Origin of the sequence: Tolypothrix bouteillei VB521301, from assembly GCF_000760695.4 — a bacterium.
GTDB classification, from domain to species: domain Bacteria; phylum Cyanobacteriota; class Cyanobacteriia; order Cyanobacteriales; family Nostocaceae; genus Scytonema; species Scytonema bouteillei_A.
The window spans coordinates 4,369,128-4,385,544 of the sequence record NZ_JHEG04000001.1 but is presented as its reverse complement, the minus strand read 5'-3'; the positions used below and the strand labels follow the sequence as shown (position 1 = coordinate 4,385,544).

The window sequence follows — 16,417 nt, the reverse complement described above, 5'->3', positions numbered from 1 at the left end:
AATTTTTTACAAAAAATGTATATTTTTTAACTTTTGTTTGTGTCGTTCACCTCTGGAAAGTTAAGAATGGGAAGGCGATCGCCTCGAAACAATTCTTCACTAGCTTCAGCGATCGCATACAGGGTTTCTACGGTGGTTTTTGAAGCTAGTAACAGCAGTAGTATAGACGCTGTACCAACTTGTAAGAGGGCATACTGAGGGATGGTAAACAAAAATAAGTCTAATCCAGTTTCAGAAGGTTTAGAAGTTATGGGTGGCATTGGTATTTCTTCCTGTAAAGAGGATAAAAGCAATGAAACGAAAAAATCAATATAAAGAAGGCAGAAGTACGGGGGCAGAGGATCTAGTGCGTTGCGGAGGGAACCTCCATTAAAGTAACTAGCGTGGTAAAAGGACGATTGAACAAGCAAACCCCAAAGATATCGTTTTTCTTCCGAAATGGAATTTTTCCTTTCTGCCACCACTTACTGTAGCCTGTGGAACCATACAGGGCAATCGCTCATGGGGGAAACCCTCAAGATCGCGTTGCCTCACCACCACAGTGGCTCATCTGCCCTAACCTGACAAGACTATCTTTGCCGATTTTCTAAGAAAAGAAGGTAACAGAAGTGTTAAAAAAAGTTACATATTGTGCTTCTATGGTTCTAGTTTACAAGGGATTCGCAATTAAAAATTGGGACTTGGGTACTAAATCAGTGGCCAGTTTATCAGAAACAAGCGACCAAAGCGATTTAAAGACACATGGTTTCTCCGCTCCCGGAGGTTTTTAGATGAAAAAACTCTTACCAGTTAGCCAGCAATCCTTATTGCAATGGGTTAGCCAAGCAACAGGGATTAGCACTTTCGGGGTAAAAATCCGATTGCGAGGAAATGACCTGCACATTCTCTGTGAAGGTCCAGAATGCCCTCAAAAGTGGCAAACTCTGTCTGACTTGCTAACAGCACTACAGCAAACAGATTTGGACGTCCTGACAAGTGCAGAGCAACCCGCTATTTACCAAGTTCTCGTCTACGGGCGTAGAAAAGGGGAAAAAAAACCCGAATGGTGTCACAGGGTACATCTCAACCAATTGGACCGGCATCTCGAACAGGTGCATCAATCGCTGTTACAAGACGCTGAAAAATGCGGTCTTAAAACACCAGCATTCAATCTAGGTGGAGCGCTGATTGTTTCTAACGAAAGTTTGGCACGCCAAGGACATCCAGATGCCATTGCGCGTTACCTGAGTGAAACCATGAGTGCTTTTGGGGTGTCCGTAGAGGTTAAGGTAATTGAGCAGAAGGTAACGGGACAAACCGAGCAGAAAGAAAGCCGCTTGTGGATATTCTGCGAGTCGAGTTACAGCCCCGATCCCTCTTTAATTGGCGAACCAATAGCCCAGAAATTAAGGCATCTAAAGCTTTCTGGCTACAAAGATGCTGTGATTGCCTCGCGAGTTAGTGGTGAACCTGCCTTAGATTGGCTGTTACGGGTAGATTTAACCCCATCAGAGGTGATGCTGCGAGAATGGGCGCGTTGGGGGGATATACAGGCAATTTCGATGCTGCTCAATGAGATTTTGGCAGAGTTAAAAGTTGCTGTAAAAGCTACTCTCAAAGAAACGACGTTGCATATTTTCTGCACCCCAGCTTTCGACCCGTTAGGCACTGCTGCCATACCAGAACAGGCATTGTGCTTGGAAAAAATCAAACCTCTTTTGCAAGAAATAGCCCCTCAAGGTATTGTGGCGGCTGCTATATACGGACGCAAAACAGCCGCAGATAACAAACCTGTTTGGGTCGATTGGTCTACTTTACCCGCTAATGAGAATCCAAATTTTGCAGCATCAGCTTTAGAGTTGGCAACTGCAGGAGATGAACCCGCGCTTATCTTCTTACTCGAGCGTCTGCTAAATCCTAACTTAGATTTGCGTCTTAAAACGGGTGGTCTCCGGGTACTCCTGCGGCGTAAAGAAGATTTGTTACACGTTATGTGCGATGCTCCCGTTTGTCCCGCACGCAAACAAGTCGCAAGTAAAATTGCTCAATTTGTGCGTCAGCTAAAAATTCCCGATCTTGTAGGAATACGGATTTACGGTCGTCGGGCTGGCAACAAGGAACCTTTCTGGAACTATGGTGTTGATTTTGAGGAACGCCAACGCCTAGTACCGGAAGCAACTCCAGAATTTGCTGCGACTTCGGCGTATATTGGCGAACTGCTTCCGGCTACAGATAGCGAACCAGTTCTGCGCCCCGATTTAACACCAGAGGAAGTTCACACTTTTGTTGCAGAAGTCGCACGCGACTGGAGTACTTCTGTCAGAAAGTTCCTCATTAAAACACATTTATTTGCTGACAAAGACCAGTTTTCAGAAGAATCAATCGATTCCCAAGGAATCCGGGTGGCTTTAGTTTGGGGAGCACTTGGCTTAATTCTGACATTACAATCTGATTGGGTATTGGGTAGAATTATTGCTCGCAACATACAACCAACCCCGACAGTTGCAAGTGTTGCACCTGCTAGATCTAAGGTTTCCAAGAACAGTGGTAACGAGCAGGGTGAGAGTTCAATTTTTTTTACCAACACTTCTAAAGAAAAGCCTTCGCGTAAAAATGACGGTTTTAATTCGTCGGGCTTTATTCAACCGAATAACGATGACCAAGACACAAGCCCAGAAAATACACCTATCAAACAAAGGGCAAATGCAACTGCTATTCTTTTGGCAGCACGCTCGCAAATGCCCAGTTTTAATGCCCGTCAGTTGGACGAACAACTCGTACTTTACAAACATCGTTTGCAAAAAAGAGGTAGCCCACCTGATGTGTTGATTATTGGCTCTTCCCGTGCTCTTAGGGGGATAGATCCAGAAGCTCTTTCTCGAGCTTTAAAGAACGAAGGTTACTCGGGCGTTGATGTGTTCAATTTTGGGATTAATGGTGCTACGGCACAAGTTGTTGATTTTATCCTTCGTCAAGTTCTCGAGCGATCGCAACTGCCAAAGCTGATTCTTTGGGCTGATGGTTCCCGTGCTTTTAACAGCGGTCGGGAAGATATAACTTTTAACACAATTGCAGCATCCCCCGGTTACCAGCAAGTGTTAGAAAAAGCACATACCAAGAATGGTGACAATAAAATGACCGAGCTGCAAGAAACAACAAAGGTAGTTAAAAAAGACAGTAGTCTTGGCTACAAAGCTGTTGATGAGTGGCTCAATCAAGGAATGGGCAATTTCTCTGCGAGCTATCAAAAACGAGATCGGCTCAAACAACTCTTAAGCCAACAACTCAACTCTTTAGCAGTATTAAACCCCAATACAGTATCAAATAGCACTAATTTTGAACGGGGGGAATCTACGGAAGAGAATTTACAGCAAGCAGTTGATTTTGATGGCTTCTTACCTTTGTCCATCCGCTTTCAACCTGACAAATATTACAGCAAACACCCAAAAGTTCTTGGGAGTTATGACAACGACTACAAATCTTTCAGACTTCAAGGAGAACAAGAGACAGCTTTGCGATCGGTACTTGAATTCACCGAGGCTCATAACATTTCCCTAGTATTTGTGAATATGCCTCTGACTGCTGAGTATTTGGACTCCATGCGATTGAAATATGAGAAAGAGTTTCAAAACTATATGTTGAGCTTAGCCGAACGCCCAAACTTCATTTACCGAGATTTAAGCCAACTTTGGCCCAAAGCCAATAATTTCTTTTCTGACCCGAGCCATCTCAACCGTTATGGCGCGTATGAAGTCTCGAAAAAGCTAGCCAAAGACGCAATGATTCCTTGGCCAACTCAGTGAAGGACAAGGGAGACAAAGGAGAATCACAACTAACAACTAATAACCAACAAAAAAATGAATTTAGTATCTATTTTATACGGGCTATTTTTGCTTAGTGTACTGGGAATCTATTGGTCTGTAGGGCAACAAAAGTTACGATTGTGGACTTTACTCATTGCTAGTGTTGTCTTTTATGCTTCTTTGGGAGAAGGCAATCCCAGCACAACAGTGTTACCCGCACAAGTTCAGTACATTCCTTTATTATTTGCATTAATTTATATTAACTTTCGTTTGGGACGCGAAATTGGTGAAAATACAGCCCCCGGACAACATAATTTGGATTGGCAACTCTCTAATGAAGATTGGCGTTTTGCCCAAGTGGATTGGAACCGCCGTCGTTTAAATCTTTTATGGTTTGGGATAGCTTTAAATGTTTTGCTACTACTTGGCTTTAAGTATTTACAACCTAGCTTAAATTTCTTATTTCATAACTCTGCAACAACAAATTCTACTGCTGACTCTTTTAAATTAATTGCTCCTTTAGGAATTTCTTTTTTCACCTTTGAATGTATTGCTTATTTAGTTGATGTCTATCGTGGTGCGCCTGCTACGAAGGATTTTCTAAAATTTACAGTTTATAAATTTTTCTTTGCAAAACTCATTTCCGGGCCAATTACCCGCTTTCATACTTTAAACAACCAACTTCAAAATCTCCGCTTTCCAAGCCCAGATTTGGTTGCAGAAGGATTGTGGCTTATTGCTAGAGGTGCTGCAAAAAAACGCATCTTAGCAGATCACCTGGGAATTTTTGTTGATGTCTGTTTTGGTAATTTACCTCGGGCAGGTAGCTTGGATTTATGGTTGGCTACATTGGCTTACGGCTTACAACTGTACTTAGATTTCAGCGGCTATGTTGATATCGCCCGTGGTAGTGCGATGCTGTTTGGTTTGGTTTTACCAGAAAATTTTAAATCCCCCTATTTCAGTACTAGCATTGCTGATTTTTGGCGGCGGTGGCACATGACTTTGGGAGACTGGCTGAGAAATTATCTGTACTTCCCTTTGGGAGGTTCGCGTCAGGGCTTGGATCGGACTTGTGTCAATCTACTGATTATCATGTTAATTGCTGGCATTTGGCATGGAGCAGCATTAGGTTTCGTTGTTTGGGGTTTATTTCACGGGTTAGCCTTGGTTGTTCACCGTCTAACAGATGCAATTAGCGATCGCAATGAGGATTTGGAAAACTTTTGGCACAAACCACTCGGTACATTTTTGGCTTGGCTGCTCACCCAACTGATGGTTTTCACATCATGGATTTGGTTCCGCTTGCCGAATTTAAATGATTCCTCTTTCGTCTTCCAGCATCTTTTCGGTTATCCAGCTGATAGCCAATTTGCTCAAAAGGTATACGTAGAAGTCCTCAACATCAGTCAGTTCCAACTGATGGTTCTGCTGGGTGTTTTAGTTACCCTCATGACTGTGGTCTATGCTTTCAAGCAAACTTTGAAGTTACAGTTCAACTGGCCTCTCAAGCTTGTATTTGTCCCTTTATGCCTGTATGGAGTTTGGCTGCTTGCCCCAGATGGCAGCTTACCTTACATTTACTTTGATTTTTAATTAAACGTGAGTTCGACAGACTTACCGTCTTAGAAGAAGACAGAGTCGCGAATGGAGTGGCATCCCTCATTTAAGACTCTCTCTTTTCTCGTTCCCAGACCAAGTTTGAGAACGAAGTGAATTTTCAGTTGGAAAGGCAATGCCCACCATAAGATTTAAGTGATAAGCATATCCTTTATCACTCAAAGTATTTGAAAAATCACATCACCATCCCATACATAAGTAAAATTAATTCTATATATAAAAAAATTAAATAACACGTTAATAGTAAAAATTCGGTAAATTCATGTACAGTCGAAATAATACAGGATCAAAGTATTCCTGTGTTGCATTTAGTTAAGCAATTTAAGCACTCATAACAAATTATGACCACAACTGTACAACGTCGCGAAAGCGGAAACGTATGGGAACGGTTCTGTGAATGGATCACCTCCACCGAAAACCGCCTTTATGTCGGCTGGTTCGGTGTACTGATGATCCCCACACTGCTTTCCGCAACCATTTGCTTCATCATCGCATTCATCGCTGCTCCTCCTGTAGACATTGATGGTATCCGCGAGCCCGTTGCAGGTTCTTTGATCTATGGCAACAACATCATCTCCGGTGCGGTTGTTCCTTCTTCTAACGCAATTGGTCTTCACTTCTACCCCATCTGGGAAGCAGCTTCCTTAGATGAGTGGCTCTACAACGGTGGTCCATACCAGTTGGTGATTTTCCACTTCTTGCTCGGTTGCTTCTGCTACTTGGGCCGTCAGTGGGAATTATCCTACCGCTTGGGTATGCGTCCTTGGATCTGCGTAGCGTACTCTGCTCCTTTGGCTTCCGCAACCGCAGTGTTCTTGATCTACCCCATCGGTCAAGGTTCTTTCTCCGATGGTATGCCTTTGGGAATCAGTGGAACCTTCAACTTCATGTTGGTGTTCCAAGCAGAGCACAACATCCTCATGCACCCCTTCCACCAGTTAGGTGTAGCAGGTGTATTCGGTGGTTCCTTGTTCAGTGCAATGCACGGTTCCTTGGTCACCTCTTCCTTGGTACGTGAAACAACCGAAACCGAGTCACAGAACTACGGTTACAAGTTCGGACAAGAGGAAGAAACCTACAACATCGTCGCAGCACACGGCTACTTCGGTCGCTTGATCTTCCAATACGCATCCTTCAACAACTCCCGTTCATTGCACTTCTTCTTGGCAGCATGGCCAGTGGTAGGCATCTGGTTCACCGCATTGGGCATCAGCACCATGGCGTTCAACCTTAACGGTTTCAACTTCAACCAGTCCGTAATCGACTCACAAGGTCGCGCTATCGGAACCTGGGCAGACATCCTCAACCGCGCTAACCTCGGTATGGAAGTCATGCACGAGCGCAACGCTCACAACTTCCCTCTCGATTTGGCTGCTGGCGAAGTTGCACCTGTTGCTATCAGTGCTCCTGCTATCAACGGTTAATCATCAATCTCGAGACATAGTTTAAATATCGTCTCTTTTGTGAGTAAATAAAAGCGTCCTCTTAAATGGGGGCGCTTTTATTTTATTAAGGCTTTTGGTAAGCGAGAATGTGGCAACGGGAAAAATGCGTTAAGAAATTAGACCAATGGTCAAGAGATTAAATTATACCAAATCCGGTTTTCTAACCCCTTTTAACCCAACGATTGGAAATCACCAGAATTCTATTCTGAGGGCATTTTGCCAAAACTTAAACAGACAAAAACAAAGCAGCACCCAATGATGAATTTCAACTTGGGTGCTGCTTTGATATGGATAGTTTGGAACTTATCCCCTGTCAGTCATTTTGTAATGAACTCAGCTGACAAATCAAAAATTACTTAACAGTAACCTTACCGCCAGCTTCTTCGATTTGCTTCTTAGCAGCTTCAGCAGCATCTTTAGCGATCGCTTCCTTAACTGGCTTAGGCGCAGATTCTACCAAGTCTTTTGCTTCTTTCAGACCCAAACCGGTCAATTCACGTACAACTTTAAGTACGGCAATCTTCTTATCAGCAGGAACTGCTTCCAGAATAACGTCAAACTCGGTCTTCTCTTCTACTGCTTCAGCAGTCGCAGCACCAGTACCGGGTGCAGCCATCATCATCATTCCACCTGCGGGTGCAGCAGCACTTACGCCAAAGGCTTCTTCAATTTGCTTGACTAACTCAGATGCTTCCAGCAAAGTGAGTGATTTCAATTTCTCCAAAATTTCATCAGTTACTGCGGACATTGTTTATGACTCCTGTAATGTTGATTGATTAATGGTTAGTTGTTAGTTATTTCGTTTCTACTAATTACCAACTACTAACTAAGAAGCACTTTCAGTTTCACCGTCGCCTTTTTCTTTATCAGCGACAGCTTGTAAAGCACGAGCGAGAGAACCTGGAACTTCGTTGATGCCAACAGCAATCTTGGTAGCCAAACCATTGATGGCTCCAGCAATTTGTGCCATGAGTTGCTCTTTGGATGGCAAATCTCCCAAAGCTTTGATATCAGGCTCTTTCAACAAGCGACCTTCCATGACGCCGCCACGAACTTCTGTTTTCTTGGTGGCTTTCTGGAAATCTTGGTACGCCTTAATTGCTGCAGAGAAATCCTCTTTAACTAACAAAAAGGCAGAAGAACCTTTGAGCAGTTCTTCTAGTGGTTGCCATTTTTCTTGGTCTTTAATGGCAATACCCATGAGAGTGTTTTTGGTTACCTTACAGACAGTTCCCGCAGGACGCAAGCGTCTCCGTAAGTCTGTAATTTCTGAAACTGTTAACCCTTGATAGTCAATGACTATTGCTAGTTGCGACTCACTCAAAGTTTCTTTGAGATCTGCTACTATAGCGTGTTTGTCTTCTATGGATCTTGGCATCTTAATCACCTCCTTATTTTGCTAATAGCTAATAGCTAATTGTGCTTTTACCATTAGCGAATAGCTATTAGTAATTAGCTACAAAAACAATAAACCCCAGCTCTCGCAGCCGGGGTTTTGTAGTAAAGACACTTTTAACAATAAGTCTTTACTTCATCGTCTTTACACCACAGTACATAAAGCCTTTTTAGGATGTACTTTTAGCATTTAAGACGCAAACCTCGGCAGGATATTAAGCAAATAGCACCTGCTGTCTCCGGCTGTCGCTGTATTTAATTTTGAATTGCTAATAGCTAATAGCTAACTGCTAATCGTTAGTTTTTTATTAGCCATCAGCCATTAGCCATTAGCCATTAGCCATTAGCCATTTATACACCTTCAGCCTGTTTCAAATCCCGTAGGGCGTTGACATCGACTTTAATAGAAGGTCCCATTGTAGCGGATACGTACATTGTTCGCCAGTAACGACCTTTTGCTCCTGAAGGACGGTTGCGATCGATGGTTTCTTGCAACGCTTTCAAGTTTACCAGTAAATCTTCTGGTGTGAAGGATGCCTTACCAAACATAACATGGACGATACCAGTACGGTCAGCTCGGAATTCTAGTTTACCTGCTTTAAATTCCCCGATCGCACTTGCGATGTCAAATGTAACTGTTCCACCTTTGGGGGATGGCATCAAACCGCGAGGACCGAGTAACTTACCTAGCTTTGCTACCTGTGGCATTATATCAGGTGTCGCTATTAGCTTGTCAAAGTCCATTCTGCCTTTTTGAATTTCGTCAATCAGTTCTTCCGAACCGACAACGTCAGCGCCTGCATTGCTGGCTTCTGTAACTTTTTCACCTCTGGCAATCACCGCTACCCGCACTGTTTGCCCTGTTCCTTTGGGCAATACCACAGTTGTCCGCAGTTGTTGGTCGGTGTATTTGGGGTCAATGCCCAATCTGATGTGTGCTTCTGCTGCTTCCGAAAACTTTGCTGTAGCTGTTTCTTTCAGCAGCGCTAATGCGTCTAAGGGCTGATAATCTTTGTCTTCTACTTTTTCTAGAAGCGCCTGCAAGCGGCGCGATACTTTTTTCGCCATTTCGCTCTCCTGGGGTTTCTTACGAAGCATTCGCCTCTCCCCCGATAATTTTTGTTATTTGTTTGTTAGTTGCTAGTTGCTAGTTGTTAGTTGTTTTCTTTCCCACTAACTATTAACGGCTTGCCACTAACTAATCTTTGACTGTTACGCCCATATTTTTGGCAGTGCCTTCGATAATTTTCATCGCCGCGTCGATATCGTTGGCGTTGAGGTCGGGCAATTTTGTTTGGGCAATTTGACGCAATTGTTCTTTTGTAATGGAACCAACTTTCTTTTTATTTGGTTCGCTGGAGCCTCTTTCAATTTTTGCTGCTTTAGTAATAAGTACCGAAGCCGGCGGAGTCTTGAGAACGAAGGTAAAACTCCGGTCTTCATATACCGAAATTTCTACCGGAATGACCGTTCCAACTTGCTCTGCCGTCTTGGCGTTGTACTCCTTACAAAACATCATAATGTTCACGCCATGCTGACCCAATGCAGGACCAACTGGCGGTGCTGGGTTGGCTTTCCCAGCATTTAGGGCCAACTTAATGACCGCAACTACTTTTTTCGCCATGTTTGATTAGCTCTGTTTCTCTACCTGATTAAATTCCAATTCTACTGGTGTATCCCGCCCAAAAATCGAAAGCAGAGCTTTAAGCTTACTCCGTTCAGGACTGACTTCAATCACCTCACCTTCAAAGTCTTTAAACGGACCCGAAAGCACTTTTATCTTATCACCTGCAGCCATGTCAATTTTGACAACTGCTTCCTGCTCGCTGGTCTGCTTGAAGATTCTTTCGACTTCTGTATGGCTCAATGGTACAGGCTTTACGTGACCGCGACCTTTGCCACTTCCACGCTTTTGCTCTGCTCCCACGAAATTAATCACGTGAGATGTGTTGCGTACTACCTGCCAAGTGTCATCATCCATCAGCATTCTGACAAGGACATAACCGGGAAATACTTTTTCCTCTGTATGCTGGCGAGAACCATCCTTGCGGATTTTGACTGCTGGTGTATGTGGGATTTCCACCTGAACAATTTTATCAGCTACATCAAAGGTTTGAATGCGCTGCTCTAAATTTGTCTTGACTCGCTTCTCGCAACCAGAAGCGACTTGAACTGCATACCAGCGAGCTTCTTTGGAAGCGCCTAGCGCTGAATCTGCGGTATCGTCTGACTGTAGCGTTGCATCACGCTCACCGTCTGTTGCATAAGTCATCAGAACACCTGTTGTGCTGCCCAAGTAAAAAATTTATCTACTAGAAATATTAGGGATGCGGACAGTGCCATCATTAACAAAACAGCGGCTGATTCGCTCACGAGCTGCTGCCGACTAGGCCAAACCACCTTATCAAATTCTTCCTTGAGTCCTTGGAAGAAGCTCGGAAGTCCTAAAGAGTTGGTTGTTTCCGCTATTTCTGCTTCATTTTTTTTGGCCACGATCGCGCTCCTCCCCCGTTCATTACATACACGCTGCCTATTACTTTTTTTGTAACAGCTCCAGCTTGTTTGAAGCGACTTGCTACAAACACAAAAACTATACCCGAAATCTATAAGTCATACTGCTAACCCAGCAGATACTGCTTTAGTTTCGGGCATTGTCTTAGCTGACAGCGCGCCCTGGAGGACTTGAACCCCCGACATCAGGTTTTGGAGACCTGCGTTCTACCAACTGAACTAAGAGCGCACAAGCTGTTGCTTATTAAGTTACCATCACTAGCTTACACTAGGATAACACAAATTGGCTACTTGTTTAGTTAACTTTGGTCGATGGAACTCTTTATGGCGGCTAAAGCCGCTTTTTTGTCGAGCTTTCTCCCAAAGTTTCCTGCCTGTTGATGTTACAGAGGGCGATCGAAGCGTTGCTTGATCCGGGTCGCTTTACCTACACGATTGCGTAGATAGTAAAGCTTAGCACGCCTAACTTTCCCACGACGCAGTACTTTGATGTTGTCTATCCGTGGGGAATGGACTAAAAATACTCGTTCGACGCCTACACCCTGGAATACGCGACGAACTGTAATAGTTTCGTTAATCCCACCATTCCGTATGGAAATAACAACTCCCTCATAGGGCTGGACGCGATACTTGTCGCCTTCCTTAATTTTAACTCCGACTCTGACTGTGTCACCCACAAATATTTGGGGCAAATTAGATTTAAGCTGCTCCGCTTCTATAGAGCGGATGATCTGCTGAGCGTTCATATTTGGTGCAAAAACTCACAATCAACAATAATAAATCGACAACTAGCATTCAGTCTAGTTATTTTAGTGGGAGCACTTACCAAGTATAACGGTGCTAGATGGAAAATGGACTATAGAGGGCAATCGTCGCGAGAATCCGATTTATGAAATTCAGCGTCGTTATTACGACCTACAACCGTTTAACGTTGTTGCAACGAGCGATTAACTCCGTACTCAACCAGACGTTCCCATGCGAGCTGGTTGTTGCTGATGACTGTTCGCTAGATGGCACCCAAGATTATATGAAAAGCTTAAGCGCTGAACTGTCATGCCATGACAATTTACCACGCCTTGTTTATCATCGCAATGAGGTCAATCAAGGTCATGCAGCAACAGTCAACGCTGGAGTCAAAGCCAGCAGTGGAGACTGGATTAAGTTTTTGGATGATGACGATTACTTAAGTCCCAACTGTTTGGAAGAAATGGTCAGGGCGATCGCACTGCGAAAAAGCGCAGTCATCTGCTCTTGCATTGCGGCTCAGGTAGATATAAACGGAGTTGAAAAGAGCCGCACGCCTGTTGTCGGTCCGGGGCTAGCCTACTACGTCCCGCAAACAGACATTCATTACGGCATGTTGCTAGAACTTATACCTTTTGGTACACCCGTTCAAGTTGCTTGCAACCGTGAGGCTTTCCTACAAACTGGAGGGTGGGATGTCAAATTAACGAGTTGTGATGATATTGATTCTTGGATTCGCATTGCCCAACATGGGGATGCTATTTTTCTCAATCAATGTCTTGCTTATCGTACTGTCTGGACTGGAGGTTACGATCAAAAAATTTCCCTCAAAGTTAGGTTAGACACAAATATTTTAATGAAGGAAAAAATTCATGCTTTAGTCGATGAAAAATACCGTCAAGATATTTTGCCTCTTCAAGATATCAAAAGTTACTTAAAACTACACTGGACTATAGTTGCTCTTAAAAGTAGAAATCTTAACAGTTTTATTAATATTTTCGACCCCTGTATTCTTTCGTACCATGCTTGGCGTTTGTTGTTAGACGCTCTTCTAGTAAGGCGATTGAAGAAGTACAATTCTTCCATTCGCAAACTAGTCTTAATAAAGATTTAGCAAATTTTGGGAATACCAGGACAGCGCGTCGTAATAAGGTACCCATTAGTAACAAATAAAAAGCTGAAATTAAAAGCTTTTGCACCTTCTTCCCCCAGACAAACGTACATCTACCTTCACGTACTAGTCTTTAACAAATAGGAAAAATTTCTAAGGCAATGAACCCGATGGATTTATTTTATAGCTACTCAGAATTAAATCCAATGATTTTTCTAGTTTGTCGTATTGATCTAGAGGCAAAGCTTGGGTGAAAATTGAAATTTTATCACCGCGTTGCTCGATAAAACTATTACCTGTAAGTTTTCCCGTAACGCCTTCCGATGTGACTGTATAGCTCCAATTAATTTTGACACTGCCATCAAATTGCATTTCAGCTTGTTCGAGCCTAAAATCTTTTTGCGAACTAAAAAAGCTCTTGAGAACTCTCTTTAAACTTTCTGCTAATTGTTGTTGATTTTGCTGCTTTTGCTGGGCAAAAATATTGACAATAATAGCTCCGTTTTTAGCTCGATCTTGCCATAAAACTATTGCCTCCCCTGGCTTGCTGTTATCCCGAAATGTCCAATTTTCAGGAACATTGATGGAAAACAAACCTGTTTTAAATTTATAATTTTTTAAATTGCCTATTTCAATTTCTTGAAATTTGCCCGTTTGATAATTTTGAGGTAAAGGAGAAGCAGTTGGATTGATACTCGACTGGCTTGTTTCAGACTTATTGTTATTAGCCGTCGGTTCTGACATGGGAGAAAATATAGCGATATAAAAGATGATGACAATGGGTGTCCAAAAAGGAGTCACCGCTAAACCAGCTATAGTCCAACCTCTCTGATGGGATTTAAAGGCAGGAACACTCGCCCAAGGACGGCTTCTCCAAGCCCAAGTATTACCTTTGAGCCCTAGTAGGAGATTTATGGGTAAACCAATCACAGGTAGACAGGATAGCAATCCGAACCAAACTTGGTTAGTCATGCACCACAATGGTGATATCAAAAATGCTCCCCAATTCCAACCCCTTATCTCTGATGGTACGGGCGTGGATTTATTAAATGTTCCTCCACCCCCTACCCAAGTCGAACCAGTCCCTGGAGTGGCGGTCTGTGAAATATTCTCAGGAGGGCGTGACTGTGAGCCGATAGTTGTAGGCGGTACAGAAGACAATCCACCGGAGTTTGCGCTGATGACAGTTGGTGGCACATTTTGAGAAGGATAGCCACTTGAATGTGCGATAGTCGGCGGAACAGTGTGTATTGTTGGGGTATTGTAAGAGATTGCGAGCGTAGGATCGACACTAGCATCAGCAGGCAATTGCAAGGCATCAAGCATCTCTCGCGCTGTTGGGAAGCGATCGCTTGGATTATAGGCAATTGCTTTATCCAAGACCATCCGCAAACCAGAACTGATATTTGCTGCATACTCATGCCAGATAATATTGCCCGTTCTGGAGTCTAGGGGCAGCTGTTGCGGCATTTTCCCGGTTAGCGAGTAAATCATTGTCACTGCCAAGCTGTACAAGTCACTGCTGTAAACGGGTCTCCCAGCGGCTTGTTCTGGTGGCATGAATCCTGGCGTTCCAATAACTATCGAGCTTGTAGGATAACCTTGAGAATTGACAATCGTAGCCATTGATTCTCGCACGGCACCAAAATCAATTAAAACGGGTGCCCCATTTGCATCCCGGAGAATGATGTTATCTGGCTTGATATCTCGATGGATAATCTGTTTGCTATGTACGTAATTGAGAACTTGCAACAAACTCTTACAGATTTCCCTGACATCACTTTCACTTATCAAACCTTCTGTTTGTACTTTATGAGATAAGGTTTTACCCTGAATGTATTCTTGAACCAAATAAAACTGACCTTGTTCGCAAAAGTACGCGTATAACTGGGGAATTTGATTGTTCCCGCTTCCCAATTCTTCCAAAATAGCTGCTTCTCGCTGAAACCTATCTTGAACTAATTTATAAATCTGAGGATTGTCTGCGATTGGTTTGAGCTGCTTGACTACGCATCGACGCCCAGAGGGTAAGTGCGTGTCTTCAGTTAAAAAAGTCTTGCCAAAACCACCTTCTGCTAAAACCTTCACTATTTTGTAACGATTATTAATAACTTCAGGTATCATTTAATACGGATCTCCTATAATGTCCTTTGAATAAGTCTTATAAAGAATAAAGTTTTGACTTCATCTGAATATTTCATACTTCAGTCCATTGTTCTTTGGCAATCCGTGTTGTTACAAGGTTTGTTGCCTTTGCTATATGTTCACATACAAGAACCAGTTCAAAGATTAACTATGTTTTTTGGGAATACTCTATAAAGAAATGGTATTAAGGATGTAGTGTTGCTGACTCAGTTGCTACGCAACTCAATTTTTTCAGTAACAATACGTACTGTAAAAATTCAATTTAAAATTTTAAACGGGTAGGCAGAGGATATACCTACATGAGCATTGCTTTTCTGCGTTTGGTATCTGGCAGTGGAAACAATTCTTACTCGCTGTTGACAACAGGCGAAGTAGTCATTGGGCGCGACCCCAGCTGTCAGATAGTACTCAGTTCCAATCTCTATGGAATGGTTTCGCGACGACACGCATCCGTTCGCCCATCAAAAACACCAGATGGCAGGATAAGCTATGTACTGTGGGATTTAAATAGTGCTAATGGAACTTTTTTGAATGGTTACGCTTTGCAGGGTAGCCAGGAATTGCTTGCAGGCGATCGCGTTATGTTTGGTAGTAATGGACCGGAATTTGTTTTTGAGTACCAACACAACCAACAGCCTGTCAAAGCACCACAACCCGTTGCTTCCCCAACTCAAGTAGCAGCAAAGCCCGTTCTATCTTCTCATACAGAAAGTGAAGCCAGCTGGTCGCAATTGCTTCCTATCCTGTCACCACCTAAAGACCTGACACGCAAAGCTTACCTGATACCGGGAATTATTACGGTCATATTCGTGGTGCTGTTGTTTTTTGTTCAAGGACGTACATATCAATTCTTACTGGGTTCCTATTTAGCAGGTGGTGTTTTATACTTTGTATATAGATTGTGTGGCAAGCCAAAACCTTGGTGGGTACTGATCGCTTCCATAATTTTTACTATCATCATTTTGGCAAGTCCAATACTGCACTTATTTATATTCGTATTTCGGGTTCTTCTTCCTGGAACTGTGCCTGACGATCCGAGCACTCTCCCCTTTCCACAATTATTTATCCGTTATTTTTTTGGTGCTGGTTTATTAGAAGAATTACTGAAATCCCTACCGATATTTGTATTTTATTTTTTGGGGAGAAACCTATCTTCTCCAAGGCGGGAACGCGTCGGGGTGTGGGAACCACTTGATGGAATTTTGCTGGGAAGTGCCTCTGCTGTAGGATTTACACTATTTGAAACGTTGGGTCAATATGTACCCGGTACTGTTGCACAAGTTGCAAGAGAGATGGGAGAACAAGCGGGGCTTTTAGCAGGGTTGGAACTGCTAATTCCAAGGATCTTGGGCGAAGTGGCTGGGCATTTGGCTTGGAGTGGGTGGTTTGGCTATTGTATTGGCTTGAGTATTCTCAAACCACGTCAGGCGTGGCGGACTTTGATTGTAGGATATTTGAGCGCTGCAGCATTACACGGATTGTGGAACAGCAGTGCGGGACTGACCGGTACTTTGGGAGTTTTTGTTTTAGGGTTGTTAGTTATAGTTGGCGGAATGTCTTATGTTTTGCTGGGATCGGCAATTATTAAAGCGCGTTCTTTATCACCTACGCGATCGCAAAATTTTGCAACCCGTTTCTACGGTTCGTAATGCTAGATTTGACGT

Annotated in this window: 14 protein-coding genes, 1 tRNA gene and 1 other annotated feature; of the genes, 5 read left to right on the top strand and 10 right to left on the bottom strand. The window is 43.3% G+C overall.

Annotation, left to right across the window (positions count from 1 at the left end; genetic code table 11):
* Nucleotides 1–26 precede the first annotated feature (26 nt).
* A complete protein-coding gene (locus tag HC643_RS17490) occupies nt 27–260 on the bottom strand; it encodes a hypothetical protein (protein ID WP_038083947.1) in 234 nt (77 codons plus the stop codon).
* A gap of 510 nt (nt 261–770) precedes the next feature.
* Here HC643_RS17490 and HC643_RS17485 point away from each other — a divergent pair.
* From HC643_RS17485 to psbA, 3 genes are all read left to right on the top strand, one after another.
* Entirely contained in the window at nt 771–3,782 is a 3,012-nt protein-coding gene (locus tag HC643_RS17485) for a DUF1574 family protein (protein ID WP_038083738.1), read from the top strand.
* Nucleotides 3,783–3,836: 54 nt separating this feature from the next.
* Complete coding sequence (locus tag HC643_RS17480; protein ID WP_038083740.1) at nt 3,837–5,378, top strand: MBOAT family O-acyltransferase; 1,542 nt, start codon at nt 3,837–3,839, stop codon at nt 5,376–5,378.
* Between the two features lie 365 nt (nt 5,379–5,743).
* Nucleotides 5,744–6,826 carry a photosystem II q(b) protein gene (gene psbA / locus HC643_RS17475; protein ID WP_038083742.1) on the top strand — a complete coding sequence of 361 codons (1,083 nt, stop codon included), beginning with the start codon at nt 5,744–5,746 and terminating at the stop codon, nt 6,824–6,826.
* A 373-nt stretch (nt 6,827–7,199) separates the two neighbouring features.
* Here the strand turns inward: psbA and rplL are convergent, their stop codons facing one another.
* The 8 genes from rplL to rplS all read right to left on the bottom strand — a co-directional run bounded on the left by rplL (nt 7,200) and on the right by rplS (nt 11,499).
* On the bottom strand, nt 7,200–7,595 hold the full coding sequence (gene rplL, locus HC643_RS17470; protein ID WP_038083745.1) for a 50S ribosomal protein L7/L12: 396 nt from the start codon (nt 7,593–7,595) through the stop codon (nt 7,200–7,202).
* Nucleotides 7,596–7,673: 78 nt separating this feature from the next.
* A complete protein-coding gene (rplJ, locus tag HC643_RS17465; RefSeq protein WP_038083747.1) occupies nt 7,674–8,225 on the bottom strand; it encodes a 50S ribosomal protein L10 in 552 nt (183 codons plus the stop codon).
* A 79-nt stretch (nt 8,226–8,304) separates the two neighbouring features.
* Nucleotides 8,305–8,503: a sequence feature (ribosomal protein L10 leader region), on the bottom strand.
* Nucleotides 8,504–8,593: 90 nt separating this feature from the next.
* Complete coding sequence (gene rplA / locus HC643_RS17460) at nt 8,594–9,310, bottom strand: 50S ribosomal protein L1 (protein ID WP_038083950.1); 717 nt, start codon at nt 9,308–9,310, stop codon at nt 8,594–8,596.
* Nucleotides 9,311–9,440: 130 nt separating this feature from the next.
* The gene (gene rplK, locus HC643_RS17455) at nt 9,441–9,866 is read right to left on the bottom strand and encodes a 50S ribosomal protein L11 (protein ID WP_038083749.1); all 426 of its coding nucleotides are present in this window, start codon (nt 9,864–9,866) and stop codon (nt 9,441–9,443) included.
* A 6-nt stretch (nt 9,867–9,872) separates the two neighbouring features.
* On the bottom strand, nt 9,873–10,514 hold the full coding sequence (gene nusG / locus HC643_RS17450) for a transcription termination/antitermination protein NusG (protein WP_038083751.1): 642 nt from the start codon (nt 10,512–10,514) through the stop codon (nt 9,873–9,875).
* Nucleotides 10,514–10,735: a preprotein translocase subunit SecE gene (gene secE / locus HC643_RS17445; RefSeq protein WP_038083753.1), complete on the bottom strand. Its 222-nt coding sequence runs from the start codon at nt 10,733–10,735 to the stop codon at nt 10,514–10,516. The genes nusG and secE overlap by 1 nt, the downstream gene beginning before the upstream one ends.
* A gap of 174 nt (nt 10,736–10,909) precedes the next feature.
* A tRNA-Trp gene (locus HC643_RS17440) sits at nt 10,910–10,982 on the bottom strand.
* A gap of 154 nt (nt 10,983–11,136) precedes the next feature.
* On the bottom strand, nt 11,137–11,499 hold the full coding sequence (gene rplS / locus HC643_RS17435) for a 50S ribosomal protein L19 (RefSeq protein ID WP_038083755.1): 363 nt from the start codon (nt 11,497–11,499) through the stop codon (nt 11,137–11,139).
* 143 nt (nt 11,500–11,642) lie between these two features.
* Between rplS and HC643_RS17430 the strand changes: the two genes are divergently transcribed.
* On the top strand, nt 11,643–12,611 hold the full coding sequence (locus HC643_RS17430) for a glycosyltransferase family 2 protein (protein ID WP_038083757.1): 969 nt from the start codon (nt 11,643–11,645) through the stop codon (nt 12,609–12,611).
* A 150-nt stretch (nt 12,612–12,761) separates the two neighbouring features.
* Here the strand turns inward: HC643_RS17430 and HC643_RS17425 are convergent, their stop codons facing one another.
* Nucleotides 12,762–14,732 carry a serine/threonine-protein kinase gene (locus HC643_RS17425; RefSeq protein WP_038083759.1) on the bottom strand — a complete coding sequence of 657 codons (1,971 nt, stop codon included), beginning with the start codon at nt 14,730–14,732 and terminating at the stop codon, nt 12,762–12,764.
* A gap of 320 nt (nt 14,733–15,052) precedes the next feature.
* Between HC643_RS17425 and HC643_RS17420 the strand changes: the two genes are divergently transcribed.
* Nucleotides 15,053–16,402, top strand: a complete 1,350-nt coding sequence (locus tag HC643_RS17420; RefSeq protein ID WP_038083761.1) for a PrsW family glutamic-type intramembrane protease — start codon at nt 15,053–15,055, stop codon at nt 16,400–16,402.
* Nucleotides 16,403–16,417: the final 15 nt, after the last annotated feature.

What these genes read in the sequence shown, in the direction of transcription:
- HC643_RS17490 (WP_038083947.1), bottom strand. Translation starts at nt 260, where the DNA reads ATGCCACCCATAACTTCTAAACCTTCTGAAACTGGATTAGACTTATTT.
- HC643_RS17485 (WP_038083738.1), top strand. Translation starts at nt 771, where the DNA reads ATGAAAAAACTCTTACCAGTTAGCCAGCAATCCTTATTGCAATGGGTT.
- HC643_RS17480 (WP_038083740.1), top strand. Translation starts at nt 3,837, where the DNA reads ATGAATTTAGTATCTATTTTATACGGGCTATTTTTGCTTAGTGTACTG.
- psbA (WP_038083742.1), top strand. Translation starts at nt 5,744, where the DNA reads ATGACCACAACTGTACAACGTCGCGAAAGCGGAAACGTATGGGAACGG.
- rplL (WP_038083745.1), bottom strand. Translation starts at nt 7,595, where the DNA reads ATGTCCGCAGTAACTGATGAAATTTTGGAGAAATTGAAATCACTCACT.
- rplJ (WP_038083747.1), bottom strand. Translation starts at nt 8,225, where the DNA reads ATGCCAAGATCCATAGAAGACAAACACGCTATAGTAGCAGATCTCAAA.
- rplA (WP_038083950.1), bottom strand. Translation starts at nt 9,310, where the DNA reads ATGGCGAAAAAAGTATCGCGCCGCTTGCAGGCGCTTCTAGAAAAAGTA.
- rplK (WP_038083749.1), bottom strand. Translation starts at nt 9,866, where the DNA reads ATGGCGAAAAAAGTAGTTGCGGTCATTAAGTTGGCCCTAAATGCTGGG.
- nusG (WP_038083751.1), bottom strand. Translation starts at nt 10,514, where the DNA reads ATGACTTATGCAACAGACGGTGAGCGTGATGCAACGCTACAGTCAGAC.
- rplS (WP_038083755.1), bottom strand. Translation starts at nt 11,499, where the DNA reads ATGAACGCTCAGCAGATCATCCGCTCTATAGAAGCGGAGCAGCTTAAA.
- HC643_RS17430 (WP_038083757.1), top strand. Translation starts at nt 11,643, where the DNA reads ATGAAATTCAGCGTCGTTATTACGACCTACAACCGTTTAACGTTGTTG.
- HC643_RS17425 (WP_038083759.1), bottom strand. Translation starts at nt 14,732, where the DNA reads ATGATACCTGAAGTTATTAATAATCGTTACAAAATAGTGAAGGTTTTA.
- HC643_RS17420 (WP_038083761.1), top strand. Translation starts at nt 15,053, where the DNA reads ATGAGCATTGCTTTTCTGCGTTTGGTATCTGGCAGTGGAAACAATTCT.